We start from the raw sequence: 26,061 nt of genomic DNA, 5'->3' as shown, positions 1-26,061 counted from the left end.
CGGCGCTATCCTTTCTTCTGCATCCATTCTTTGGTTCTTCTTAAACCATCTTCTATCGAAACTCGCGGAACATAGCCGAGGTCATTTCTTGTTTTCGCAATATCGAAATCAAGGTTTAAACACAAAAATTTTATACGCGTCTTTGTAATATAAGGCGGCTCTTTGGCCTTTGTGAGGCGCGCGATGGCGGTAAGTACATGGCATACCAGATAAGCCATGGCTTTGGGAATATGCTTTTTGGGCTTGTCGAACTTCCAGATATCAACGATTTTGAATACCAGGTCTTCCAGCGTCATGCCGCTGTCATTGGTAACATTATACTTCTGACCTATCGCCTTGTCGCTTCTGGCGGCAAGTATTATCGCGTCTGTGAGGTTTTCGACATAAACGGAATTTATCTTGTTCTTGCCGCTGCCGACAAACATAAACTGCTTTTTTCCGAGCCTGTCGGAAAGACGCGGTATCAGCTTATTGTCTCTCGGGCCGAATACAAACCCGGGCCTTACCACGGTAACCGGCAAACCATATTTTTTGTAGTAACCCATAACGAGCTGTTCGGAATCTATCTTGGTATCGATATAACTGTCGCCCGTTTTATGATATGGAGCATCAGCGTTTGTTCCATGGTGATCTCTCATCCCGAGAACAGCGAGGCTGCTTATGAATACAAATCTTTTTACTTTCGCTTCCAGCGCGCAATTGAGTAAATTTCTCGTCCCATCAACATTGACGCGGCGGGCTTGCTTGGGCGATATCCATTCATCGGCGAGCGCAGCGCTGTGATAGACTATATCTATGCCTCTCATCGCGTCTTTTATCGAATCTACATCATTAATATCTCCGTAAGCGAACTTTGCGCCTATGTTCTTTAAAAAATCTGTCTTGCTGGTCTTTCTGACCAGCGTTATAACCTCTTCGCCCTCCTTGATGAGCCTTTCCGCGATATGACTTCCTACAAAACCCGTAGCGCCCGTTATGAGATTTTTCATTTTTCTACCCTCCCGGCCTATCTCAGGCTTTGCCCATCTTCAATGTAATTCTTTCACCATCCTGCCACGGCCAAAGCATGGCAAATACCAATACCCCGTCGCCATTAATGGAAAATAAAGTCTGCCCTTTCCTTAAGCCTCCGTAATCATTAACAAGTTTTTGCACCGGGGAGGACAACTTATCTTTTGAGGGCCATGCCGGCTTGCCAAATACACTCTCAAGCGCCTGTATAATATTGTCTATCGACTCTCTTTTGATCACTGCCTCCAGATAATCGTCGTTGTCGGTACGAATATTATCCAATCCCGCATTCTTGATCTGTGTCTTCATCGAAACAAAGTCCATGCCTTATATCCTTTCGATATTTTAAACACCTTTTTCGCTAAGCTAATCCAGGCAGATCTCTTCCTCCACCGCGAAGTTTTTCTCAAAATCTGCATTGGCCGTCAATTCGGCTACTTTAAATTGGCTATCGTTGGCGCCTTCACTAACACGCCTGACGCGATACTTCTCAAACTCTCCCGCCTTGACTACTTTCAGCACAGGAGGCTTTAACAGCTGCGAATCGCGGACATATTTATATTCGGAATTTTCCTTACCAAGCTCTTCCTCTATGGATCTTAATAATGCCTGTTTATTCACACTCTGGCCGTTTCTTCCAAACTCCACAAGAAATATATATCTTGGCGGATTCCACTGGGCGCAGGCGGAGAAAAAGGCTATAAGAAGCTTGTGTTTATCGGCAGCCCTGTTTACCGCCTCATTCACTTGAGACTCATAAAGCTTCTCTCCCATTATAGAAACGGCGTTTAACCCTTTCTGCACAAATTCTATGACAGGCGTCCTGTTATAAAATCCGGTAACGGTAATTATATCATCTATATTATACCTGTATAATCCGCCCGGAGTAGTAACTATAAGATAATATTCTTTAGCCTTCTCCAGTTCATCGCACAAAAGAAAACGCTTTTCGCTCTTTCCAATATCTTCTTTTGGAATAAATTCATAAAAATTGGTGTTTATCGCGAGGACCCCGCCGGCTCCCGTGTCGCTCATAGGTATCGAGCTGCGGGCTTCCGTTGAAAGGCAGCCGAAATCTCTTATGGGAACGCCGCCGAAATACTGCGGCAATTCTCTTAGGTATAATTTTACAGTCCCGCCCTTCCAGCACTCTATGAGTTTAAGGTTTGGCCAAAAATATTTCGGCAGCAACTCTTTTTTTTCTTTTAGAATATTCTTTAATTCATCGGCTCTTTTTTTATTCGGCCTGAAAGTGCGCTCAAAAGCGTTTCTTGCGTAAGGCGGCACTTTTACATTCTTACTTAAAGTCCCCTTCTCTATATCCTCGATAAGCTCGTCTTTATATTTTTCTATCTTATGGCAAAGAAGAACGATAGTGCTTGGATTCAGCGTGGCAATGGTAGTTACGTTCTTTTCCAGGGCTATCCTCGCTATGCAGTAATACCTGGACTCGTAATCCTGTATCATAAACACATTGTAAGGCACCGCGTAAAACTTTTTTATCATACGCGGCATATTTTTATACGCATGACCGCTTTCGGCGCCCACCGGTATACCTATATCCGTCGCATCATCGTCATCGGGATTTATTATGGCAAGCACCTTCCCGTCCAATGCATCGCGATGATCTTTCAATATATAATACGCCCAGAGATCCATCACTTCGGCTTTCTTCTTCCGGGAAAAATTTGTCACCGGAATGAATTTCGGTTTTCCGGTGGTGCCGCTTGTAAGCCCGAAAAATACAACTTTATCCTTCGTGAGGATATTATTGGTCCCTTTCTTAATCTTCTCTACATACGGAAAGATGGTTTCGGAATCGCTCATTGGAACGAGCATGCGGTAATCCCCGATGGATTTCACATGCGAAAAGTGATATTTGACTCCATATTCGGTATTCTTATTACGATGCAGATATTGGAAAAGCAGTTTTTTCTGAACCTCTATGGGTTTTTTTGTGGAATTCTCGAAATGCCTGGCTTTAGGCGCCAGTATTTTTAAAGCAAGATACGCTATGCGCAATTTTTAAACCTCTATTTATTGTGATTATTATATAATATACGCTATGGATAAGACAACAAAAAGCGCTATCCTCATATTCTGCCTGCTCGGCCTGATATATCTTATCACGGCAAAAGGATTCATAGAGATAAGCGACACCCATTTCTCTATTCTCACCGCGGAATCCATTATTGAGAAAGGCTCTCTGGCCATAGATGAGCACACAGGAGGGTATTGCTTTGAATCCCGGGATGGGAAATACTATTCAAAATACGGAATAGGCCTTGCGGTAATATTTATCCCTTTTATTCTTGCCTCAAAGCTTATCGCGCATATAAGCGCGGCCCCAAAAGAGTTCATAGTAAATTTTCTGGTATCTTTTTATAATATCTTCTTCGGCGCCGGCGCGGCGGCAATATTCTTCCGCATGCTATATAAAAAATTCTATGTCCCATTAAAGACCGCGGTAATAATGGCTTTTGTGCTGGGCCTGGCAACGATGCAGTGGCGCTATAGCATATGGACCTTCTCGGAAGTAACCCAAGGCTTTTTTCTGATACTTTCAGTATATCTTACCCTGAAAAATACAAAAAATAGTTTGTTGGCGGCGGGCACGTCATACGCTTTCCTTATCTTGATAGGAACCATTAACTTAATATATGCGCCGCCGTTCCTTGTTTATATATGGCTAATAAATAAGGAGAATATAAAACGCGCTGCCGCCCACGGCCTGATATTTTTATCGTTTATCCTGGGCGCTATCTGCTTTAGCCTATCTTTAAACTATATAAGATTTCATGATATATTCGAATTTGGTTACGGCGCTGAAGCGGGCATGTTCTATCTATCCGGCATAAAGACAAATATCCCGAAATTACTGTACTATCTGGATAAAGGAATATTTATATATAATCCAATACTTATATTAAGCGTGATAGGTTATATAAAAATTTTTAAGGACTATCGCAGGGAAGCGGTATTCTTTGTATCCATAATACTATCGAATCTTATCGCGATATCCATGTGGCATATGTGGTACGGCGGATGGTGCTGGGGGCCGCGGCTTCTCGTGCCGACAATATTTCTTTGGTTATTTCCGCTTTATATTTTTATCTCCAAAAAATGTCTGGCGCGATATTTTGCCGTTATTCTCATATTCATATCCATAGCAATACAAATTTTGAGCGTCTTATCGGGAAATCTGGAGTATCATCTTATATGTAATGGCAATAATAAGGAGGGTTTGCGTAAAGGGATGCCGGCGAATATTATAGGCTCGGCAATACTGCTAAAACACAAACTGTTGAAGAATGATAACCTGTATAAGCTTTCCGAGTTCGGCATAGATAGCGATACCTTAATAGATACATCCGCGTCGGAGTGTTACAGGGGATTGGACTTTTGGTATTACTACCTGGGAAGAGTTAAGAAGCAAGATTCTTTTTTATAATAAGATAATCAAAATATTTATTTCTAATCTTAAGAGTGGGGGACTTCTCTTCTATCCTGTATCCGAGCCTTTCGTATAACCTGATTGCGCCATGATTTTTAGCATCCGCATGAAGCACTATTCTATTTTTACCGGCGCTCTTTACTTCTTCTTCGATGGCGCCTAATAGTTTTGAACCAAGGCCAAGGCTTCTATATTCGGGGTAGACCGCGACATTACTCAAATAACAGTCTCTGCCTGAAAAATCTCTGATGATCTTTTCTGACATTAAAAGTGGGGCTACGCTCGAAGGCAGGCGCCAATTCATATACTTCATAAGCAGAAAAGTCAGGTTTATCTTTTCTCTTCTTCTGGGTCTGAATCTGTGCAACTGCGCCATACCCGCCGTATTTCCGTCGACCTCAATAAAGAAAGACCTGTCAAAGCTATAGTAGTGCCTTTTATGCGGAAAGAGTTTTTCCATCAATCTTTTTACTTTTGAGCCAAAGAGGACTAAAAAAAGCGCGGGACTTGATAACGCAACGAGTTCGGAAAAATGGTGGGCGTCTTCGGGCTTCCCTCGTCTTACAGTTATCTTTTGCACACGATCATTGTATTGCAAAAGAGAAGGCGCGTCAAATCACTTTTTGATGTCTTAACTACCTATTGCCCTGCAAGACCCAATAATCGGTCTTGTCTTTGAACTTAAGAAGATATAATCTGCGATTTAAACTCGGATTTGTACCAAATATACGCATATAGAAATCATCGAAGAATTCCGGAGACTCAAGATAATAACCGTGCTTGTAGCTCGCGTAATTTATCGGCGTCACGTCGATAACGGTTACCCTGTCCGGATTTTGAGACTTCAAGTATAATAGATTCTTCGCTTCCTCAAGCTGCGCCGGATCCTTTATCCTGGGTTTCTGACGGCCAAGCCTCCTATCGTCATTTATGAGGCCGCTTACAAGCAGCGCTTCATCGTCGGAAGAGACATACGCGGTCAGCCTATTTGAAAGCGCCATTAATTGCTCCTTAAATTTGTTGTCGAATTCGTCCTGGCTAACATCAGGAGCGGCCAATATAACATGATCTATCTCCGTATCGGCGTCGGAACAGTCCGAACATTTATACATCTGATCAAAGGCATCACATACAACCTGGCAGCCAAGGCTGGACGCTTTAACCCATAGCTTTTCAGGCTTAACCTCACGGTTTATCTTTATTAATAGCTCTCCCAGGCGGTGTCCTGACTCCGTAGCAAACCCCTGGGCATTTTTATAACCGCCTATATCAACGGGCTGATCTCCGGGCCAATCAAAAAGAAGTACCGGAGTATTTATATCAAGCAGATACGCGAAATATGCCGCCTTAATTGCCGTGGCCTCGAAATCATCTTTGTAACCAAACACAACGACGAGAAGGGATTTATGCGGCGATGATTTTACCGTATCCGATAACTTTTTTATAAACGCGTCTTCGTCGGACTTAGTTATATCCTGTATGCCTATTATACCTTCTCTTTTCAGGCGTTTAGGCAGCATCTTCTCTATCCTTAACCCCGGGTCTATCTTTATATTAAGTTCTCCTGTCGCCAGGCTGTCGGAAATTTTATTGGTAAAATATATGGATGATGTCTTATTTTCATTCAACTTTCTGGTCGTGGCATAGAAGATATCGACCACTCTGTACCGGCCGTCCATGGTATATTGGATACGCTTATAAAGATCCTTAAAATATGACGATGATGTCTGTATCGGTATGGACGAGCATCCCGCGAGGATAGAGGCGCACAATACAAAAACAATGCAATAACGGACGCTTTTAACTTTGGACAATTTCATATCCATCTGACTATGACTTTATTGTTTTGGAAAACCAGTCTAACACAAGATCTTTAACCTCATCATAATGAAACTGTAATAGCCTCTCGGCGTGCAGCCCGTCTTTTATTATCCCGAGCTTCTTTTCTGATATTGCGGCGTCATATAATTTTTTGGCGTGCCTGGCCTTTATTACCCAATCATTGTCTCCCTGTAAAAAAAGCAGAGGTGTGTTTTTTATAAGGCGTATCGAGTCTATCGGATCTTCTTTATGCATAAATATATTCGAAAATTTCGCGCCCTTGCCCTGCCAATTACATTCCATATTGTCTTTTAAGTCAGAAAACATCCCGGGCTCCCAGAAACAGTAGTCTATGCTCTGGAATCTTGAAGGGCAGCTTATAAGCACCATACTGTCAATGTCGCTTCTTACGGCGGCTTCATTCACCGCCACGGCCGCGCCGAGAGAAAAAGCAAGTATGCCTATATATTTATACCCAGAAGACTTCGCGTAATCTATAACCGCGTCCAGATCCATGTACTCTTTTGCCGACCATGTATATTTGCCTGTGCTTTTTCCGTGACCGCGAAAATCGAATATTATCACGTCATAATTAGAATTAAGCATCTCGACGGATCTGCGCATCCATCTATTGTCTTTGCTGTTAAAAAATCCGGGGCACACTATAATGACGGGCCTCGAACCTTCTTTGTAATGGTCGTATGAAATGATTATACCATCTTTGGTGTGTAAGATACCTGATTTAGGCTGGACTGTATCGGCGGCAGATGCCGCCGATACAGTTATTAAGATAAATACTAATAGGGTAAAAAATACTTTATGGACTATGCGCATTCCCTTCGGACACTTTTTATCTTTAATTCTCCTCTTGGCTTATCCAGGTCTGACGGCATAATAAGTTCGTTCTTCACCAAAGACGCGCCTATCACGCCCTCCATAGCCTGACGCAGCATCCATCCCGCGGCGCCTGTATAACCATGCCATATCATCCTGCCGGGATCGAAGTTCGTCAAAAGATCGGCCGCCTGCTTATTGGGCTGTCCGCCATAGACCTCAATCTCTTTTTCCGTCATATGCCATATAGCTGAAACCTTAAGCCATAATCTGTAAGCGGTCGCCCTATATTCACCGGCTTTATCCTGATTGCCTTTTTTATCGAACTCTTCTGCGATGATACGCGCGGCCCTGATAAGCCACTGGACGCCATGGCAATACATACCGTTTTCGCGCACGCCTTCCGGATACTTGCTGGATCTGCCTAAATAAGGCTTCGAGTCTTCGCGTAGCGCCGGCCAACCGAGCAATATCGCGTTATCCTTTTCGAGCACCTGCAGCGCGGTGGAGAATATCGTCACGCATCTGTCAAAGTCCATGCCCGCTATAACGGCCCACGACGCGGTAAGCGCGTCTATCTCCCATATTCCGCTGTCTTTTACGCCTATCTCCATGCCATTGTCGTGGAAGGCGCGCAGATACCTGTCGCCTCTCCATGTGTCTTCAAGCGCGGATTTGAGTTTTGCCATTCTCTTCACGTAATATTCTTTACGCGACGGCCCGTCCTTCATCTCTATAATATCTACCATTCCCTTCAAGATATAGTACAGGAAGAAGCCGAGCCATATACTTTCGCCTTTGCCCTCACTGCCTATCTCGTCCAATCCGTCGTTCCAGTCGCCTACTCCCATCAGCGGGAGCCCGTGCTTCCCTGAACGCTTCTTTAATATCAGGTCTATGGACCTCATGCAGTGTTTATAAACGGTATCGGAGCGCGTCGAACGATGATACATATGGCCCCACCCCTGCTTGTTTTTCGGAAGCGGCGCAAAAGGAAATTCCGATACCACATATGAAGTCATCTCATCGAGTATTGAATGATCGCCGGTGGCTCTTATATATTCCACGATGCCCCATGCAAGCCAGACGGGGTTATCCGAAGCGTGAGATCTGCAGGAAAACGAAGTTCTGCCGTCCGTTAACGTAAAGAACCAATGGAATACATCGCCTTCTATAAACTGCTGGGACGCGTGCAATATCAGCTGTTTACGCGCCAAAGCAGGGTCTATCCATATAAGGTTCACTGTGTCCTGAAGCTGGTCCCTGAATCCGTACGCGCCGCTCGTCTGATAGAACCCGCGCCTTGCCCATATACGTTCCGCGAGCGCCTGATACTTAAGCCAGTTTTGATAATAATCGAATTCCGGCTTATTGGTCTGGACAGAAAGCGTACCCATGAGCTTCATCCACCAGTTGCGTGTATCATCCAGCGCTTTTTTGACCAACCCTATATCGTTATATTTGCGCGCGAGGGAAAGAGCATCTTTCTTGGTATCTGTCTGCCCCAATATAACGGCTATCTCGCGCTCTTGTCCGGCGGGGATCTCGACTGTGCCGATAAAGGAAGCGATTGCCCTGTCGTCGGTAAACTGCGTCTTATCCGATTCTCCTTTTTCTACCATGTAAGGGTTTGTGACTCCTCGGCCGTTTCCAAAAAATCTGCCGCGGCGCGTCTCGAATTTCTGTGACGGCAACGACATAGAAGCGAATGCCCATCCCGATCTAAAAATATTGCGCGGGTTTTCATATAAAAGCGCTCCGGAAACTTTATCGCGCTTGGCCTGCAGAGGCCCTGATCTTTCGGGCTGGAACGCAAGCGTCATCTCGAAATATGGGGCGACGCGCATCTTTAACGGCTTATCGGAATTATTATTTATCTTTAACAGATAAACACCCAGCGGATCGTCATGCGGAACGAAGACTTTTAATTCTGTGGAGACCGCCTGGCGTAACATTCTAAACACCGCCGTCCCGTCTGTGCCGAATTCGGATTCATATTTAGCGTTCTTGTCATTCAAAGGATGATACGTGGGCGAATACCAACTGCCGTTATTCTCATCATAGAGATATATGGCTTCCGTCGGTATCTCTTTCGTCGCTATGTCCGGCCAATCAGGAGTCAACCTGTTCTGCTGTGAATTACCATTGCACGATGTATGAAGGCCACGGTTTGTGACCATTACCGAATGTATCGCGTTCGATAACGCATGGTCATAAGGACGCGGAGTGTAGGGAGTATTCACGATAAGTTTATTACCGTTATCCTCATATCTAAAATATGGCTTAGGAGTACCCGCCGGAATTTCTCCATGACCGATAAAAGGAGATTTTTTCTCCACCGCCGGCTTCTTTATCCCTTTGGGCTTTAAGTGTTTATTTATAAGCTCTAAAGCTGCCTTCTTATTCTTCGAGTACCCTATCAATATATTAAAGGTCTTCGATGAGTTTGGCTCAAGCGACACACCTAATAGCAGACTCCCTATAGGATCGAAAGTCGGGTGTGAGGCTGTATCGCCGGCAGGTAAAAATTTAAGGGTCTCCAACGCTCTCGGAGACCATATGCTCTGCGCGCGGCCGATAAAATCTACGCGCGAGGAAAGGATCCCCTGTGCCGGGATATCGCTGGCCAGAATACCCATCGCCTTTGTGCTCTTCTGCCATGAAAGCATGGTATTTAATTCGCTCAAGTATTCCATTTCGGGATATAGCCTCTGGTATTGCGTATGGAATCTGTCATCGAGCGCTCTATTGAGCACCCATTCTAAATATGGAACGACCTTAAGCTCTCTTTTCTTATCTGTCGTATTTTCAAGTTTTATGGCCCACATCTCCGCCATATCATCCGGATCCGGAATGGTTATGTTAACAGACGCGCTCACGCCGTTGGCAACGTTAACAAACTCTATCGAATCTTCATTCTTCTGAATTTTGGAAGGTTCGAACTGCTTCTTTGGAAAATTACCGACTACGGGCCAATAACGTTTTTTACTGTCGGAGGATTCGGAAGCGTCGACAAGATAAAGAATTCTTCCGCATGGATCTATAATATCGTAAGAGCGGCGGCTCACATCATGCTCCTTGTATATGGACTCGCTGAAGACCTCGCCCGTATCCTTGACGGTAACTTTATACTCTCCATTAGTCAGTTCATAATTTCTATCTTTGCGCTCCTTGATACGCTTTCCCCACAAACGCCCGACGAAGGATAGTATAGTAAATAACGCTATAGCCGCGAATATAAGAGTTATCTTTTCGGGTAACCCAAGAGAATTTATATTAGCCACCAAGCCGGCGTCTTTGGAAGCGCTCTGTATGCCCTCCGCCGTGCTCCAGGCGTAATCCCAATCCTGGCCGCGCGGAAGATAGAAAGGTATTAAAAGCGGCGCCCATGTAGCGAACCTCTTGATCCCCTCGGGTATGTATCTTTGCGCCGCGGCCGGACCGATAAAGCGGGACACTTTTTCGTCCAGCTTATCCATGCCTATGAAGCTTAGGTTGACGAGCGTTGCGACACGTAATCCCATATGATCCATCCATATAAGAACGCGGAAGATGTCAAAAGCGAGAACATACACGAATACTTTGAGGCTCCACGCGTTAAATGTCTCGGGTGACATCGTAATATTATTGTAGATAGCGACTGCTGTCCTGATAGCGCCGTCCTGGTTATACCATGTAGGGTTGGGCATCATGCGCAGGAATGTAAAGATTATCGGCGACATCCACAGGCCCCATCTCAATACATAGAGCATATGCTCCATAAGCTGCGCGAACCCTGCTTTTGAGAAGAAAAACTTTATCGGCGTCTTATCTTTGTCAAAAAACGCCTGCATGAATACCTTGTTCACCGCGAACAACCACGCGGCTATAGACCAATTTATTACACCGGCTAAAGACTCTATAAAAAGAAGCTTCGGCCCGCCGGAGTATGTCCCAAGATTGACACGGCCCCATTTATTGATCAGCGGATACGTCACGTAATCGGCCGGAGGCAACCCGGAACTCATATACAGCTTGAACTTCTCTATAACAACCGGCACCTGCAGAGCGTCTATATAAAACGCCAAAGCGCTCCCGGCAAAAGCGCCAAATATAGAGTCCGTAAAATACAGCCTCCACGACTGAATTTTACCTTGATGTTTTATCGCGTAAAATATGTCCCTTAAAATGCTTATACCGCCCGACGCGATAAGGCCGGTTGTCGTACCAAATAAAATCCTCTCGGACATGGTCTTTTGAATAAAACCTTGAGTGACCATGTAGGCAAACCCAAATCCGGCGACAGCGCCCCTGGCATAAAGTGTTCCATCGCGATAACTATATCGCATCCTCTGGAAAAACGGCAGGCTTCCGTCAAAGGTCTCGATTATCGTCTTTAGAAGCGGGAATACCGCCGCTCCCACCGCTATACCTACTATGACAGGAAAGCTCTTCGCGATAGACTGGACAGTATTCGCGTCTAACAGCATCTTAAGGGCGTACATGAATGCTACTAAAATTCCGCTGTACGCCATACCTTTGCGCATACCTGTAATAATATTCTTGGACACGGCCTCACGCGAAGGCGCGACACGCTTTATCCCATCCAATATCATTCCTGTAATAAGATATACCTCACCCCAGAGACCGGCATAAGAGAGCATAGTTGTGATGATAGAGGCGATCGCCCTTAACAACACCGGCAAAGACGCTATGATCTTAGTTGAGCCAAGGTCCGCGATATCGGGGGATACAGAGATGGCCAGTGAAACAAAGAATGTGAAGAGATGCGCTTTTAAAGTCTTGAGCGCTTTGCCGTCTATGGCGATACTTATCATGTTTGTGACAACTTCGTTAAAGATAAACACGATAACGACACGGCCCATAATGCCGGAGATCGCCGGCCAGGCGGAAAGCAGATTAAATGTAAGCAGATTGCCCAACATATGGGGTATGCTGACGTTTTCCAATAATAACAGCCAATTGAATAGATACGGCGTTATCGCTATCAGCAGCCCTGTGACAAATTTCAGGTGCCTGCCGGAAGATGATATAGAGCAAAGATTGGCTACGTGATATATAAGAAGTGTTATACCGGCTATTAGATTGCTGAACACTAATATATCAGCCCAGCTGGAAGGCGCCTGCAGGACAGCCTGTCTGCTCGACGCGGCGGCGAGTATTCCTGTCAGTACAATATCCTGAAAAACTTCTACAGCCGTAAGATTCTTTCCGGTCAAACCCCTTTTTATGACCCATGTGATAACTGCGCCCGCCAATCCTATGGCCAGAAACTCAAATCTTATACCGGAATCCAGAAGGCGGGCAGATCCTACGGAAAACGCAGCCATAGATATGCCTATGATGGAAACCGCGGCTATGCCATATAATAGATCGCGCTTAATACTCGAAAGTGTGAAACCAGCGGTCGGCACTGCCCTTTTAACCGAACCAGCCTTATGTTTTTTGCCGAACAATTCACTAAATATCAATGTGACAAGGCCAAGGATAAGGCCTAAGATGAGAACAAGCCCATATTTTATGAAGGTGAAATATTTTTGCAGGAATGTAAGTTTGTAAAAATCCAGGTCTATATAAAGCATGCCGTCGGTCTTGCCATTGCTCTTTGCGGTGGGAGCCTCCTGTGTGCTGAACCACCACATGGGATCGCCTCCGGTAGGATTAATAGTCACAGGACTTACGACAAAGACTACTTCTTTAAGATCGCCTATGGTGTTCCAGTTTATCGTTTCCTTTACATAGTTCCACCCTTTCTTCAGGCGCAGCGGAACCGATTGCACGTCCTTCGACCCTTTTATCTCAAGCTTTACAGAAATTGTATCTAAGTACTCGTCATTTTGAACCTTCAGCCCTACCTTAACAGCGTCAACCGCCTCTTGATTAATCCCTTTCGGAAAGCCCTTTGTCCAAACACCTATTATGGCCCCCTTGAATATAGAATAATCCAATACGAGAACTTCTTTTTTGGCCGATTCTTCCTGCTTGGATACAACATCACCGACAGCTGGGCCTATATTGAATATGCCTTTCTCTTTCGCGTCTATAATGCTGAATGATGGCTGGTTATCCGATGCTTGAACATTTGATGTAAGCACTGATACGAGTGCCGCTGCGATTAATAATAATCTACGCATTAAAACTACTCCTTCTGGTTTAACTTTGGATTAGTGCGACCTAATATTACAGGGATAAGAAAATAGCATAAAACAGGAAAAATTACAAGCATGTTTTTTCATTTCTTAACAAGAATTCGGTAACAAAAGCGGTTACAGCCTAATCACAGCTGTAACCGCTATATTGTCACAATATTATCGGTGAACCTAAAGTATAATATGTTATTTCTTAGGGCCTCTTCCCGGGCCGCCCCGAGGGCCTGGAGGATTAAACGGCTTTTTCATGTCCTGCCGAAGGTCTTTTTTATTTTCTCTTAATTCTTTCTTGTCCATCCGCATCTCTTTAACATTTTCGGCATGCGTTGCCTTTAACTGCTCTCTTAACTGCGCCGCTTTTTCTTTATCGCCCGCTATAAGCGCCTGACGCATCTGTTCCCTTATCTGCTTTTCTTCGGCCCTGGCAGCCTGGGCATCTTCTTTTATTTCCTGGATCTGCTCTTTAATGGCTTCTTTATCCGCTCTGACCTGGGCTTTATGCTCGGCAACTACTGTATCTTCCGCGCTTGCCCAATTACAGATAAGGCATAAAAAACCAACCACTGTTATAAAAAATAAAACCCTTACTCCACGCATCTTTACGCCCTCCTTTCTACTTTCCTTTAATAGGTTATCTCCTAGAAAAATGCCCCGGCCTGGGCCTGTAGCGATGCCCGAACCCTGCGCCTCGGTGATGCGCGGCGCTTACAGGCGGCCTCTGATTCTTGTCAAATTCCTCCGACGGAATTTCAGGATGTTTCGCTATCGGCAGCTGTTTCTTAATGAGTTTCTCGATATTTTTTACGTCACTACTCTGATCCGGCGTGGCAAAAGAGATGGCGTGCCCCTTGCACCCGGCTCTCCCGGTACGGCCTATGCGGTGCACATAATTTTCCACATCCTCCGGAAGATCATAATTTATTACTATCTCTATCTTTGTCACATCTATGCCCCTTGAGGCGATATCGGTAGCTACGAGTATGCGATAACGGCCGGACTTAAACCCGTCCAGCGCTTCACGCCTTTGTGACATCGACTTATTCGAATGGATCTCCGTAGCCCGGTGGCCCATTTCGCGTATAGACCTGGCGATCTTTTTCGCATTATGTTTTGTCCGCGAAAAAAGAAGCACCGAACCGTTATGCTGCGCCAATATCTTGCGCAAAAGGCTCAGCTTTGCCTCACGCTTTACAATGTAAAGCTCCTGCGTTATGCCTTCGGCGGTCGTGCCTGATGGAGCGATCTCAACATGCACGGGAAGCTTCATATAAGTATTTATCATCCGCATTATCGCCGCCGGCATGGTAGCCGAAAATAGCATCGTTTGGCGTTCGCGCGTTAATCCTTTTAGTATCCTCTCCACTTGGGGAGCAAATCCCATGTCGAGCATGCGGTCGGCTTCATCTAAAACGAGCATGCCGGCCCTGATAAGCATAATATTTCTATTTTCCATATGGTCGATAAAACGCCCGGGGGTGGCTATTATGATATGCGGGCGCCTGCGCAGGGCCTCTTCTTGCGGACGCATGGGAGTCCCGCCTATGAGACAAGCCGTCCTCATCCCAAAGGCTTGCGCCAATGGACGTATGGCTTCTTCGATCTGCAGCGCGAGTTCACGCGTGGGAGCAAGCACTATCGCAAGGCCGTCTTTTTTCGCTAACTGCTGAATTATAGGTATAGCGAACGCGTGCGTCTTGCCGGTCCCCGTCTGGGCAATACCTATAACATCCTTCCCCTCAATAGCGAGCGGTATGGCTTTGCGCTGAATAGGGGTAGGTGTCTTAAATTTAATGCGCTCAAGTATCTCAAGTATCTTTGGAGCTATGCCGAGCCCGAAAAATCCCTGCTCCGGCTCAAGTGGAGCATTCTGCTGGTTGCTGCCATTATGTTTTATCATTATCTTCCCTTTTTGTAAGATTATATCACAAATATGCGGTTATGGTGAGCTTTTTTAGCCAGGCTTTTATCTTTGTAGAAATACCAGTAACGTTTGTATTATCGTCGTCGGGTTTGGCGGGCAACCCGGGATGTGCATGGTAACAGGTAGAACATTCTGCGCGCCCGAGCAGGTGTAATAAGAATCTTTAAACGGGCCCGCGCCCTTTGCGCAGTCTCCTAAAGTAATTACAAATTTAGGCTCGGGCATAGCCTGATAAGTCTTTTTCAGCGCAAGTTCCATATTTTTAGATACAGGGCCGGTAACCAAAAGCGCGTCGGCATGCCGGGGAGAGGCTACAAAATCTATACCAAAACGCTGAATGTCATATAGCGGGTTGGAACATGCTATTATCTCGGATTCACAACCGCCGCAGGAGCCGGTATCCACTTCACGGATATGAAATGACCTGCCGAATCTCGCGCGAATGGCCTTCTTAAGCTCTTGCCCCATAGACTCAATCTCCGTCGGTGGGCGGACACTTTTTGTATCGAGTTTTATGGTGACTCTACCCTTTCTTAGGCTATTTTTAAAAATATAATGGTTCATAGATCATTTCCCGAATATGACAGGTCAAAGCTTTTGTTACACAAAGGAAAATCAGGTATAATATTGCCGAGCACGGCAAAAGACAGGCCTTCCCAATTATGAAAAGACGGATCTACTATTTTGCATCGTTCTATTTTTCCTTCTCCATTTAACCTGGTCCATATCAATACACCGCCGCGCCAGGCTTCTACATAACCTAATGCCATGCCCTCTTTTGCCTGCGCGGCAACTTTGGCCTGGGAAGCGCAACCCTCAAGCTTTTTCAGACACAATCGTATAAGATTGATAGATTCTTCTATTTCAGAGAATCTTATTTTGAGACGGGCCTTCACATCGCCCGACAGCTCTTTTGATATCTTAAAAGAAAGATCGTTATATATACCCGGAAAAATACCTCTTAGATCATGCGCTATGCCGCTGGCTCTTGCCGCCGGCCCTGTTATACCGAGATCGCGGGCTGTTTTAGTGCGTAAAATACCTGTTGTATCAACACGGTCCATAAAAGAGACGCTGGAAAAAAGCATTTCTTCGAGCGCCAAAAAATCTTTTTGAATTTTTACAAGCGTTTCACAAATAAGCCCTGACTTGGCCTTGTCAATATCTTTATCGATACCGCCTACAACATTAACGCCTTTAAGATACCTGGAACCCGTTAAACTGTCATTAAGTTGTAATATGGCTTCTTTGATCAGGCTCGCGAATTGCGCGGGAAAGCTGAAGCTTACATCTAAAGCGATGCCGCCTATATCGTTGGCATGGTTATAAATACGTTCCAGTTCCAAATACAATACACGCAGAAGTTGCGAGCGGTCCGGAATATTGAGACCGAGTATCTTCTCCGCACTCTGACAAAAAGCAAGGCTGTATCCAAACGCGGTATCACCGCTTATACATTCTATGATATTTACAGCTTCTGAAATGCTTTTTCCTTCGAGTATCTTCTCCGCGCCTCTATGTGTCCAGCCAAGGCGTGTTTCTAAATTTATTATGGGCTCCCCCGCTACACTAAATCTGAAATGGCCCGGGCCGATGATACCGGCGTGAACAGGGCCGACAGGAACCTCAAAAACTCCCTCGCCTTCAACGCGCTTAAACTGATATTGCGCGGTCTTTTGGGCAGCGTCACGTCGCAGGATAAAATCTTTGCGTAAGGGGTAATTCCCTTCCGGCCAGACCTCGTCGTGAAGCTTAAGCCTTCGCGGATCCGGATTACCTACAGGCTCTATGCCGAACATCTCCTTGATCTCGCGCTCAAAAAGACTGGCGGAATATATATTTTTCGCGATAGAATCAAATATTGTCTTGCCCTGCGGGATTTCCTGCTTAACGAATACCCATAAATGTTTGTTTACACTTAAAAAAGCGCAATAAAGAATAAATTTCCCGGACAGGCGCCGTAGATCTTCGGCGAAAAACATCATCACCGGAGAGTCGAGATGCTTGTGCAGCAGATTGCATGCCTTGAGAAAATCGGCGCTGCCCACGGCGACATATAATTCATCCTTATGCGGTTGAGATATATCAACTAAGCCGATCTTTTCAGAATCCAGAATGTTTTTTATATAATCACGATTATCCATTTAACTACCTAAAATAAGCTGCTGACAATTTACAAGCAGGTTCAGAAGTATCTGCGGGATCTTTAACCCGAACCCTAATATAAAGATACCTAAAAATGACAGCGCTATCTTTAAACTTAACGGCTCCCGGCGTATCGGGATCATGTGCGGCGCATTGCCCAAAATCACCCCGCTTAAATGGTAGAGCAACCCGGCGAAAGCAAGCGCTATAAAAATAAGCATCAGCACCGCGACGAAATAATATCCCCCCTGAAAAGCGGCGATAAGTATCAATAATTTGCTTATGAATATGGAAAACGGCGGCATGCCCACTAACGCGAATAACCCCAAAAACATCGCTATGCCGGTAAAAGGCAGAAACTTTATCATGCCGCGCATCTTATTCATGTTATTGCTCCCATAGGCATGCGCCGCGCTTCCGGCGCAGAAGAACATGAGGGCCTTGGTTACGGCATGATTAAATACCTGAAGCAGCCCCGCAAAAATACCGCCGAAACCTCCAAACCCAAGACCTAAAGATACCAGCCCTATATTCTCGACGCTCGAATAAGCGAGAAGCCTCTTTAAGTCCTTTTGCACTAAGATAAAAGCGCCCGCCACCACGAGAGAAACCAGGCCGAATAAAATAAAAAGCTTTGAGCTATACGTGTACCCGGCAGAAAAATTCGCCAGTATAACAAAACGCAATATCGCGTATAACGATATCTTTAACAGCGCGCCTGACAACAACCCGCTAATGGGAGATAGGGCCTGGCTGTGCGCGTCGGGCAGCCAATTATGCATTGGGGCAAGGCCGGCCTTGGTCCCGTATCCGACGAATATAAAGATAAGGGCAAGCTTGACGATTTTCGGATCAAACGCGCCTGAACCCGATATCATGCTCACCCATTCCAGGCTCATCACACCCGCATCTTTTGAAGAGGTATAATAGAATAATATTATCCCTAATAGAGCGAATGTTATCCCTACGGAACAGATAATAATATATTTCCACGCGGCCTCTATAGATTCTTTTACGTTATGAAAACCTACCAGAAACGCGGAAATAAGAGTGGTCAATTCAATGGCAATCCAGACCAGGGCCATATTATTGAGCAGCGGAACAGTCAGCATTGTAATGCATAGAAGATTGAATAACTGGAAATACCCGCGCGCTTTACGATCAGACATCTTCGCCTCTTCCACTTCTTCCAGTATATACCCTATAGAATATACGCTTGCCGCGAAACTTACTACAGATGTAGTCAGCAGAAAGAAAAGGCTCAATGAGTCAATATAGAGACATCCCCATAAATTTATGGCGGCGCTTCCGCCGGCAAAAAAGGCTTTTAAAAATAAGATACAGGTAAGAAGGATAGCCGCGTATCCCACTGCGTTGATAAGGCCCAATAATTTTATCTTTCTGATAAATAATGGGAGTATTATCAAGCAAGCCGATATAAAAATCATTACAGCTATGAACATGCTCATCCTTTAAGAGACTTCATTTTGGAAGTATCAATATGCGTAAAAAGCCTGTTTACCTTATATACAAAAACTTCGATGATAATAACAAAAATGAACAGGTCGAAAAACAGCGCGATCTCCACAAAGAAAGGCATCCCTCCGGCTATCGCGCCTGCGGCAAGAAAGACTCCGTTTTCCATAACCAAAAGGCCAATAATCTGGCTAAGCGCCTTCATCCTGCTTACCATTATAAAAAATCCGACGCATACCGCCGTGATTGACACGATGAATGCGGATGATTCCGCAAAATTCGTAAGCGCCATGGCCTTGTGCGCGAATAGATACGAAAGGTACGCAAATACCAGCGCTATAACGAGCGAGATCTGGGGATTCACTATAAGCCCGAGGTCTTCTTCCGCGTTTATACGGCGCATTATGCGAAGCAGCACAAAAGGTATTACCATGACCTTGAGGATAAAGATAAGCCCGCTGACAACCAATAGCTCTGTATGCCGCTGGCTTACTCCCATATATAGAGTATATAAGGACAAGAAAAGGGATTGAATCCCGAACGCGCGGACTAAAGCAGTGATCCTTTTGGCAATAACCAGAAGAAAAGTGACTATCAGAAAACCGCTTAATATAAAATTCAGCACCATAATTTATAACCCCAATCCCGCAACGACTGACGCAAGAAGCGCTATAAAAAAAGAAAAACTTAATAAATCCACTACTCTGAAAAGCCTCATCTTTGCCAGAGACATCTCTATCAACGCAACTACCAGCGCTCCAACGGCTACACTAAAAGCAAATACCGCCGGTCCGCTGAATCCGGTTATCATATTAGGAAAAAAATACCATGAAAGCATTACAAAAAAAGCCATCTGCTTGATGTGCCCGCCTAATTCTATCAGGGCCAGCGATCTGCCGGAATATTCAAGCACCATAGCTTCATGCACCATCGTTAATTCAAGATGTGTCTCCTGGTTGTCTACGGGTACACGTGAAGTTTCAGCGATTACCACGACAAAGAAAGCAAGTCCGGCCAGCAGGCTTGATATCCTGAATGCGCCCTCCTGGCCCATGCATAAAACAAATATTGAAATAAATGCCGTTGGCTCTGCAAGACTTGAAATAAACATCTCGCGCGATGATCCCATTCCACCGAATGAAGAACCCGCGTCAAGACCGGCTAAAGCCAAAAAGAAACGCGCTAAACCTAAAACAAAAAAAGCCGCTATAAGAATCACTATATTGTTTTCTATCGAGTAGCCTGGCCGCGCGATTAATACAAGGAAAAGAAACAATATGCTGCTTATAAAAACGATTGCCGGGGCGGCATAAAATATCCATGAAGCATGCTTTGAGATTACCTCGTCCTTTGAAAAAAGCTTGCGCACATTATAATAAGGCTGGAGAACACTCGGGCCTTTTCGCATACGAAAGTTATTTTTTAATTTACTGATAACTCCGCTTACTAAAGGCGCGGCTATGGCTAGCTCGGCCACCTTAACCATAATTGAAACGATATTATTTATTTGTGTCATAGTTTAAAAGATTGTGCTGATCGCTACCAGAGCCGCCAATGTAACAAAAATATACAGTATATACAGATGGATGCTGCCGGGCTGTAGTTTGCGCATCTTAAATGCTGTTGAGTAAACCAGATTTATAAGTGGTTTGTAAAAATAACGTTTAAATATAGGCGTTGTATGCGTTTCATAAGCGAACCTGCGTATATGATAAAAAGAATCTCTTATCTTTTCACTCTTGCGATAAGGCAGCAGGAAAAAACTAAACGCGATCCTGAAGGGCTTGGAAAAAGCGGTGGCTGTATATTCGTTTCGGCTATCAATGGCATAATATCCGCAATCCCATGTATTATAAGAAACCTGCTTGGTCCGCAGGCCGAACCTGAACCAGAAAAATATCGCGGCTCCGAATATAATCAATGTTGCCAATATCGCAGGCGGTAAAACCGACACTATATAAAATGATGCGCCTGTGCCTTCAGCTCCTAATATGGCTCCGGAAATTCTTAAAATTAAAGGCGCGAAAAAAGAAGCTCCTATGCCTAATAAGATCACAGGTACGGCCAGTAAAGCCATGCCTGCCTTCATAGAGAGACCGACCTCTTTTGCTTCCCGGGCGCGGGCGCTCCGCGGCTGTGCGAGAAAAGTTATCCCAAACGCCTTAACAAAACAAGCCCCGGCCAATCCGCTTGTCAGGGCCAAAGCCGCCGCGGACAATACCATAAAAATTTTCACAACGCCGTGTGACTGCATAACCCCCGAGAAGAAAGCCTGAAACGCAAGCCATTCACTGACAAAACCATTTAGCGGCGGAAGCGCCGAAATCCCCATAGCCCCTATCAGAAAGAATAACGCGGTCTGCGGCATAGTCTTGATAAGCCCGCCCATCTTTTCCATATCACGCAACCCCGTTGCCTTAAACACACTTCCCGAGCATAGAAACAAAAGGCCCTTGAACAATCCATGATTGATCAAATGGTATAGTCCGGCACACATGCCCAGCGCCGCAACAGCGCTAATACCAAGCCCGGCAAAAAGCATCGCCATACCTATGCACAGGAGGATTATACCGATATTCTCAACGCTTGAATAAGCAAGCAGCCTTTTAAGATCGTGATTCATCAGAGCATAGATTATACCTACAAGGCATGAAACTATTCCAAGTGATATAATAAGCGCTCCCCACCAAGCGGGGCCGGTTCCCAAAATCATTATTAAAAAACGAATCACGCCATAAAGCGCGACTTTTATCATTACACCTGACATGATGCTCGATATATGGCTGGGTGCCTGCGGATGCGCATAAGGAAGCCATATATGCATAGGGACAACGCCCGCCTTAGTCGCAAAGCCGGCCAATAAAAGTAAAAATATGATATTCTTTACCTGGGCAGGCATGAAAACTGCTATTTGTTTAACTGCGGCATAATCGAAAGAGCGCGCATAATTATAAAGAATAAAGAACGCCGCCATGAGGCAGGCTGTACCGATATGCGTCATGACCAGATAAATGGTTCCTGCGCGGATGGATTTCTCATGTTTAAAATCGAACACCACGAGAAAATAAGAGGCAAGAGACATCAATTCCCAGAAAATAAGGAATGAAAAAAGATTGGCGGACATCACCACCAAACACATCGACAGGACAAAGATAATAAGAAGCGCCCACGCGACCATCTTCTTCTTAAATGTTTCTTCGCGAAGATATCCTATAGAGAATATTGCCGAGGGAATGCACACCAGCCCTATGAGCGCCAGAAAAAACAGCGCCAGCGGATCAAAAACCATTAGTTGTTTTGGCAGAAAGTTTATCATCTTAAAAAGCAAAAAACCCTCACTAGTTGTAAGCTACAACTAACGAAGGTTTCTCCATTTTTGTACCCAGACCCACCTTCAAAACTCGGAACTACTACATCTTCTGTTGAGGTTGTATGATAACACTTCTCCGGGCAGAAATCAAGGATTTTTCAAAATTATGTTTATTCCGGCCTGGGAAAATGCTCTTCTTTTTTCAAGGCCTTGCAATACTTTTTTTCATCCTTTATTATTTCATTATAAACTTCAGGATGATTTCTGTCTTTTTTCTTTTCCTCTTTAGACATCTTGATTATTCTCTTTGCCAATTCCTTGGCTCGATGTAAGGCGCCTATTAAAGAATAGCTTGAAATATCCTCACAGGTATCAGGTTCGTCTGGGCCCGATGTATAGGATTTATTTTCTGTCAGTTTAAGCCGGGTGTTTATAGTATCCTTGTGTTTTTTTGATTCTTCTTCAGAAAATTTTGTGAATTTACTCCTTATAAACCCGTTTCTAACCTGTTGGGCGATATAACTGTAAAAAGCCCCAGCGCTAAGCATCGCTTTTTTAGAGTCTTTAAGCATTGAGGTTAGCAAGTTCTGAATCGGAATATTTTTAACCGATTTCTTCATTTTTGACCTCCTTTTTAAAGAACTACAAAAATAAAAACCCGGGTCTCACTTAAGGACTCGGGTCTTTAATTTGGCCTACCTAAAGCAGGATTATACTAAGTTTTGAGGAAAGTCCATGCGAATATTGAATTTTTAATATTTTACTCGGTAGTGTTTTTTAGCTTACTACTTTAAATTCCATCTGTCAATCAAAATCGTTTTTGGCTCTGCTCTTCCGGCTAGTGCGCGTTCTATCTATTTCTTTTAACTGCATCTTCCTGAGACGTATATTAAGCGGAGTGACCTCTACCAATTCATCATCGTCAATAAAGACAAGCGCAAACTCAAGGTTAATCTTACGTGGAGGTATCAGCTGGATCGCTATGTCGCGAGTCGAAGAGCGCATATTTGTTAACTTCTTCTCCTTCTGCGGATTCACCACTATATCTACACCTTTGTTATATATGCCCACGATCATGCCCTCGTATGCCATATCCCCAGGCGCAACAAACATCTCCCCGCGCTCCTGCAGGTTCCATAGTGCAAAGGCTACCACTACCCCATCACCGTTCGAGACCTGAACGCCTCTTTGGCGCGCAGGCATACTACCTTTGTATGTCTGATATTCTAGAAAGTTCTGGCACATAACACCGCTTCCATGCGTCATCAACAAGAATTCACTCCTGAACCCTATAAGCGCCCGCGAGGTAATAATAAATTCCATCCGGATATCGCCGGAAGACACAGTCTTTAGGTCTTTCATCTGGGCCTTGCGCTCTCCGAGCGCCTGCATAATCGTGCCCTGATATACGCTACCCGCTTCTATAACCACCGCCTCTACCGGCTCAAGGATCTGTTCGCCCATCTTCTTTAATATGACCTGCGGTCTCGAAACTTCCAGTTCGTATCCTTCGCGGCGCATTGTCTCTATAAGGATTTCGAGATGGAGCTCACCCCTGCCTGAAACTTTGAACCTCTCACCCCCATCAATCTCTTCGACTTTTATGCCAACATTCACCATTGCTTCATGTTCAAGACGTTCACGGATATGGCGCGATGTCAGGAATATGCCTCCATCCTTGCCTGCGAGCGGGCTTGTGTTATGGGAAAAATTCATGGATACCGTGGGCTCATCGATTTTTACCGCGGGCAGCGCTTTCGGATCATCGATGCATGTGAGCGTTTCGCCGACCGATACGCCCTCGATGCCGGTGATCAAGATAATGTCTCCCGCCATTGCCTCAAGTGCCTCCACGCGCTTTAGGCCCTGATATTTCATAATCTTGGTCACCTTGTTAGCGGTAACCGTGCCATCGCGTTTAACAAGGGCAACGGGATCCCCGACACGTATAGCGCCATGGAATATACGTCCGATCGCCATGCGTCCAAAATATGAATTATGATCGAGCATAGTCACCAGCATCTGAAAAGGAAGATTCGGATTAGCGATCGGCGGCAGTACTCTGTGCAGGATCGTGTCCAGAAGAGGCTTTATGGTGTCGCTCGGTTCGTCAAGGTCAAGCGTAGCGTACCCGTCCCGGCCGGAGGCGTATACTATGGGAAAATCAAGTTGTTCGTCGGATGCGTTAAGCTCGCAGAATAGATCAAACGTCATGGTGGCGACTTCATTAGGGCGTGCGTTGGGACGATCGATCTTATTAATAACGAGGATCGGCTTTAAATGTAATTCGAGAGACTTTTTTAACACAAATTTTGTCTGGGGCATGGGCCCGTCTACGGCGTCAACAAGAAGAAGTACACCATCGACCATTTCAAGAATGCGCTCTACTTCGCTTCCGAAATCGGCATGCCCCGGCGTATCGACAATATTGCATTGCACACCTTTGTAATTAAAAGAGGCGTTCTTTGAAAAAATCGTGATCCCTCTCTCTTTCTCGAGAGGGTTTGAATCCATAATAGTTACTTCGCCTTCCTCGAATTTATGGGCGCCTGTAAATTTGAGCAGCGTATCGACCAGCGTCGTTTTTCCATGGTCAACGTGCGCAACTATCGCGAGATTCCGTACGTCTTTTCTTCTTTTTTGATTTGGCATCAGCTACGACCTTTTCTTTTATACCACTTTCATTTTAAAACCGAGGGACACTTGGGGTTACTCAAGTACAGGTGTTCCATTTTTTTCTGGCCCATGGGGTTCGCCTATAGGAACGCCAGACTGGTATTTCTTATATTTGAGATTAGATTATACTCTTGAAAGTACTGTAAAGGAAGTAAATCATTCCTCCCCGCTCGGCTTCGAATACTTCTGCAGTGGCTCCCCCTGTATGGACGTGCCTGGGATTGTGTTCGGGGTAGGTCAGTTTTAGCTGTGGACGCGGTGGAAAACAAGTGCTATAATCTAAACAATAATCTACCTGAATCTCTACGGAGTTTATGAATTCGCCTACGACGATTCAAATTTCCAAAATTTTTAAGGAAAGGCCGTCATATAGATGAAATATAAGCATGCTTTATTCTTATACCCTTATATCGAAAACAGCACAGGGATGTGCCTATTCCCGCCCACAGGCCTGGAGTACGTGGCCACAAGCGCTAAGGGTCATGTTGGCAAAGTTACAATTGTCGATCTAAGGTACGATAAAATGTTGTGCGATACCGAAAAGCTTATGGATTTTATACGCAAGGATATAGATATAATATGCGTAAGCGTCTCGTGGAACCGTCAGGTGGATGAGGTCTATGGGCTTCTGAATTTAATGCCGGACGAGATACCTTTGGTCGTAGGCGGATATAAGGCTACGGAGGATGTCGAAGAGATATTTAAAAGATGCCCAAAAGTGAATATCATAGTAAGGGGGGAAGGCGAAGAGACTATAAAGGAAATAGCCAAAGACGAGCCGCTTGAAAAAATACTTGGGATTTCTTACAGGGCTGGCGGTAGAGTGATTCACAATAAGAATAGGCCTTTACCCGATATAAATACCATAACGCCGCCGGATCGTAGTTTAAGACAGTACGAATATTCCATAATGTCAAACGGCATGAAAGTGACAAGTGTAACCATAGATACAATCCTAAGCTCAAGGGGCTGTCCTTTTAGTTGTAAATTTTGCACATTTAACTTAAATCCATTGGGGCAGAAAAGAGATTACGCATCGCGTAGCGCGGAATCCGTGGTCAAGGAAATAGAAAGCATCTCTGCCGGTATTATACTTTTCAGCGACGATAACTTCTTCACCGAGCCCAAGAGGTCTGAAGAGATATGTGATCTTATAATAGCCCGAAAGATAAAGAAGCGTTTTGTGGCGCAGACCAGGATCGATCTGGCAGAATATCCTGAATTATTAGAAAAGGCGGTGAAGGCGGGATTTAAAATGCTCTTA

19 protein-coding genes are annotated in these 26,061 nt (G+C 44.9%); 2 read left to right on the top strand and 17 right to left on the bottom strand.

Annotation, left to right across the window (positions count from 1 at the left end):
- Positions 1–5 precede the first annotated feature (5 nt).
- The 3 genes from Q8R38_02490 to Q8R38_02480 are packed head-to-tail and all read right to left on the bottom strand — an operon-like array spanning position 6 to position 3,033.
- Positions 6–989 carry an NAD-dependent epimerase/dehydratase family protein gene (locus tag Q8R38_02490; protein MDP3790893.1) on the bottom strand — a complete coding sequence of 328 codons (984 nt, stop codon included), beginning with the start codon at positions 987–989 and terminating at the stop codon, positions 6–8.
- A 22-nt stretch (positions 990–1,011) separates the two neighbouring features.
- A complete protein-coding gene (locus Q8R38_02485; GenBank protein MDP3790892.1) occupies positions 1,012–1,335 on the bottom strand; it encodes a hypothetical protein in 324 nt (107 codons plus the stop codon).
- 42 nt (positions 1,336–1,377) lie between these two features.
- Positions 1,378–3,033, bottom strand: a complete 1,656-nt coding sequence (locus Q8R38_02480; protein MDP3790891.1) for a GH3 auxin-responsive promoter family protein — start codon at positions 3,031–3,033, stop codon at positions 1,378–1,380.
- Between the two features lie 43 nt (positions 3,034–3,076).
- On the opposite strand from Q8R38_02480, the gene Q8R38_02475 reads away from it, so the two are divergent.
- Complete coding sequence (locus tag Q8R38_02475; protein MDP3790890.1) at positions 3,077–4,462, top strand: hypothetical protein; 1,386 nt, start codon at positions 3,077–3,079, stop codon at positions 4,460–4,462.
- On the opposite strand, the gene Q8R38_02470 is transcribed toward Q8R38_02475, so the two are convergent.
- The 14 genes from Q8R38_02470 to typA all read right to left on the bottom strand — a co-directional run bounded on the left by Q8R38_02470 (position 4,437) and on the right by typA (position 24,773).
- A complete protein-coding gene (locus tag Q8R38_02470) occupies positions 4,437–5,045 on the bottom strand; it encodes a GNAT family N-acetyltransferase (protein MDP3790889.1) in 609 nt (202 codons plus the stop codon). The genes Q8R38_02475 and Q8R38_02470 overlap by 26 nt on opposite strands.
- A gap of 55 nt (positions 5,046–5,100) precedes the next feature.
- Complete coding sequence (locus Q8R38_02465) at positions 5,101–6,285, bottom strand: alpha/beta hydrolase (protein ID MDP3790888.1); 1,185 nt, start codon at positions 6,283–6,285, stop codon at positions 5,101–5,103.
- Between the two features lie 10 nt (positions 6,286–6,295).
- Positions 6,296–7,120: an alpha/beta hydrolase gene (locus Q8R38_02460; protein ID MDP3790887.1), complete on the bottom strand. Its 825-nt coding sequence runs from the start codon at positions 7,118–7,120 to the stop codon at positions 6,296–6,298.
- Positions 7,111–13,254, bottom strand: a complete 6,144-nt coding sequence (locus Q8R38_02455) for a hypothetical protein (protein MDP3790886.1) — start codon at positions 13,252–13,254, stop codon at positions 7,111–7,113. The genes Q8R38_02460 and Q8R38_02455 overlap by 10 nt, the downstream gene beginning before the upstream one ends.
- A gap of 201 nt (positions 13,255–13,455) precedes the next feature.
- Positions 13,456–13,866: a hypothetical protein gene (locus tag Q8R38_02450; protein ID MDP3790885.1), complete on the bottom strand. Its 411-nt coding sequence runs from the start codon at positions 13,864–13,866 to the stop codon at positions 13,456–13,458.
- 34 nt (positions 13,867–13,900) lie between these two features.
- Positions 13,901–15,166 (bottom strand): DEAD/DEAH box helicase, encoded by a 1,266-nt coding sequence (locus Q8R38_02445; GenBank protein ID MDP3790884.1) that lies wholly within the window; start codon positions 15,164–15,166, stop codon positions 13,901–13,903.
- Positions 15,167–15,232: 66 nt separating this feature from the next.
- Entirely contained in the window at positions 15,233–15,754 is a 522-nt protein-coding gene (locus Q8R38_02440) for an NADH-quinone oxidoreductase subunit B family protein (GenBank protein MDP3790883.1), read from the bottom strand.
- Positions 15,751–17,334, bottom strand: coding sequence for an NADH-quinone oxidoreductase subunit C (locus tag Q8R38_02435; GenBank protein ID MDP3790882.1), 1,584 nt, complete (start codon positions 17,332–17,334; stop codon positions 15,751–15,753). The genes Q8R38_02440 and Q8R38_02435 overlap by 4 nt, the downstream gene beginning before the upstream one ends.
- Positions 17,335–18,798, bottom strand: a complete 1,464-nt coding sequence (locus Q8R38_02430; protein MDP3790881.1) for a proton-conducting transporter membrane subunit — start codon at positions 18,796–18,798, stop codon at positions 17,335–17,337.
- Positions 18,799–18,800: 2 nt separating this feature from the next.
- Positions 18,801–19,439, bottom strand: a complete 639-nt coding sequence (locus Q8R38_02425) for a hypothetical protein (GenBank protein MDP3790880.1) — start codon at positions 19,437–19,439, stop codon at positions 18,801–18,803.
- A gap of 3 nt (positions 19,440–19,442) precedes the next feature.
- Positions 19,443–20,327 (bottom strand): NADH-quinone oxidoreductase subunit H, encoded by an 885-nt coding sequence (locus tag Q8R38_02420; GenBank protein MDP3790879.1) that lies wholly within the window; start codon positions 20,325–20,327, stop codon positions 19,443–19,445.
- Positions 20,328–20,330: 3 nt separating this feature from the next.
- A complete protein-coding gene (locus Q8R38_02415; protein ID MDP3790878.1) occupies positions 20,331–22,127 on the bottom strand; it encodes a proton-conducting transporter membrane subunit in 1,797 nt (598 codons plus the stop codon).
- Positions 22,128–22,291: 164 nt separating this feature from the next.
- Positions 22,292–22,741, bottom strand: a complete 450-nt coding sequence (locus Q8R38_02410; protein ID MDP3790877.1) for a hypothetical protein — start codon at positions 22,739–22,741, stop codon at positions 22,292–22,294.
- Between the two features lie 184 nt (positions 22,742–22,925).
- Entirely contained in the window at positions 22,926–24,773 is a 1,848-nt protein-coding gene (typA, locus tag Q8R38_02405) for a translational GTPase TypA (protein ID MDP3790876.1), read from the bottom strand.
- Positions 24,774–25,170: 397 nt separating this feature from the next.
- Between typA and Q8R38_02400 the strand changes: the two genes are divergently transcribed.
- A partial coding sequence (locus tag Q8R38_02400; GenBank protein MDP3790875.1) for a cobalamin-dependent protein occupies positions 25,171–26,061 on the top strand: 891 nt, incomplete at its 3' end.

Source organism: Candidatus Omnitrophota bacterium (genome assembly GCA_030695905.1).
In the GTDB taxonomy this organism is placed as follows: domain Bacteria; phylum Omnitrophota; class Gorgyraeia; order 2-01-FULL-45-10; family 2-01-FULL-45-10; genus CAZHPY01.
The sequence above is the reverse complement of the archived record's forward strand: the minus strand, read 5'-3'. Positions and strand labels throughout refer to the sequence as shown.

Coding starts and splice junctions, on each gene's coding strand:
- Q8R38_02490 (MDP3790893.1), bottom strand. CDS start 989: ATGAAAAATCTCATAACGGGCGCTACGGGTTTTGTAGGAAGTCATATC.
- Q8R38_02485 (MDP3790892.1), bottom strand. CDS start 1,335: ATGGACTTTGTTTCGATGAAGACACAGATCAAGAATGCGGGATTGGAT.
- Q8R38_02475 (MDP3790890.1), top strand. CDS start 3,077: ATGGATAAGACAACAAAAAGCGCTATCCTCATATTCTGCCTGCTCGGC.
- Q8R38_02465 (MDP3790888.1), bottom strand. CDS start 6,285: ATGAAATTGTCCAAAGTTAAAAGCGTCCGTTATTGCATTGTTTTTGTA.
- Q8R38_02460 (MDP3790887.1), bottom strand. CDS start 7,120: ATGCGCATAGTCCATAAAGTATTTTTTACCCTATTAGTATTTATCTTA.
- Q8R38_02455 (MDP3790886.1), bottom strand. CDS start 13,254: ATGCGTAGATTATTATTAATCGCAGCGGCACTCGTATCAGTGCTTACA.
- Q8R38_02450 (MDP3790885.1), bottom strand. CDS start 13,866: ATGCGTGGAGTAAGGGTTTTATTTTTTATAACAGTGGTTGGTTTTTTA.
- Q8R38_02445 (MDP3790884.1), bottom strand. CDS start 15,166: ATGATAAAACATAATGGCAGCAACCAGCAGAATGCTCCACTTGAGCCG.
- Q8R38_02440 (MDP3790883.1), bottom strand. CDS start 15,754: ATGAACCATTATATTTTTAAAAATAGCCTAAGAAAGGGTAGAGTCACC.
- Q8R38_02435 (MDP3790882.1), bottom strand. CDS start 17,334: ATGGATAATCGTGATTATATAAAAAACATTCTGGATTCTGAAAAGATC.
- Q8R38_02430 (MDP3790881.1), bottom strand. CDS start 18,798: ATGTTCATAGCTGTAATGATTTTTATATCGGCTTGCTTGATAATACTC.
- Q8R38_02425 (MDP3790880.1), bottom strand. CDS start 19,439: ATGGTGCTGAATTTTATATTAAGCGGTTTTCTGATAGTCACTTTTCTT.
- Q8R38_02420 (MDP3790879.1), bottom strand. CDS start 20,327: ATGACACAAATAAATAATATCGTTTCAATTATGGTTAAGGTGGCCGAG.
- Q8R38_02415 (MDP3790878.1), bottom strand. CDS start 22,127: ATGATAAACTTTCTGCCAAAACAACTAATGGTTTTTGATCCGCTGGCG.
- Q8R38_02410 (MDP3790877.1), bottom strand. CDS start 22,741: ATGAAGAAATCGGTTAAAAATATTCCGATTCAGAACTTGCTAACCTCA.
- typA (MDP3790876.1), bottom strand. CDS start 24,773: ATGCCAAATCAAAAAAGAAGAAAAGACGTACGGAATCTCGCGATAGTT.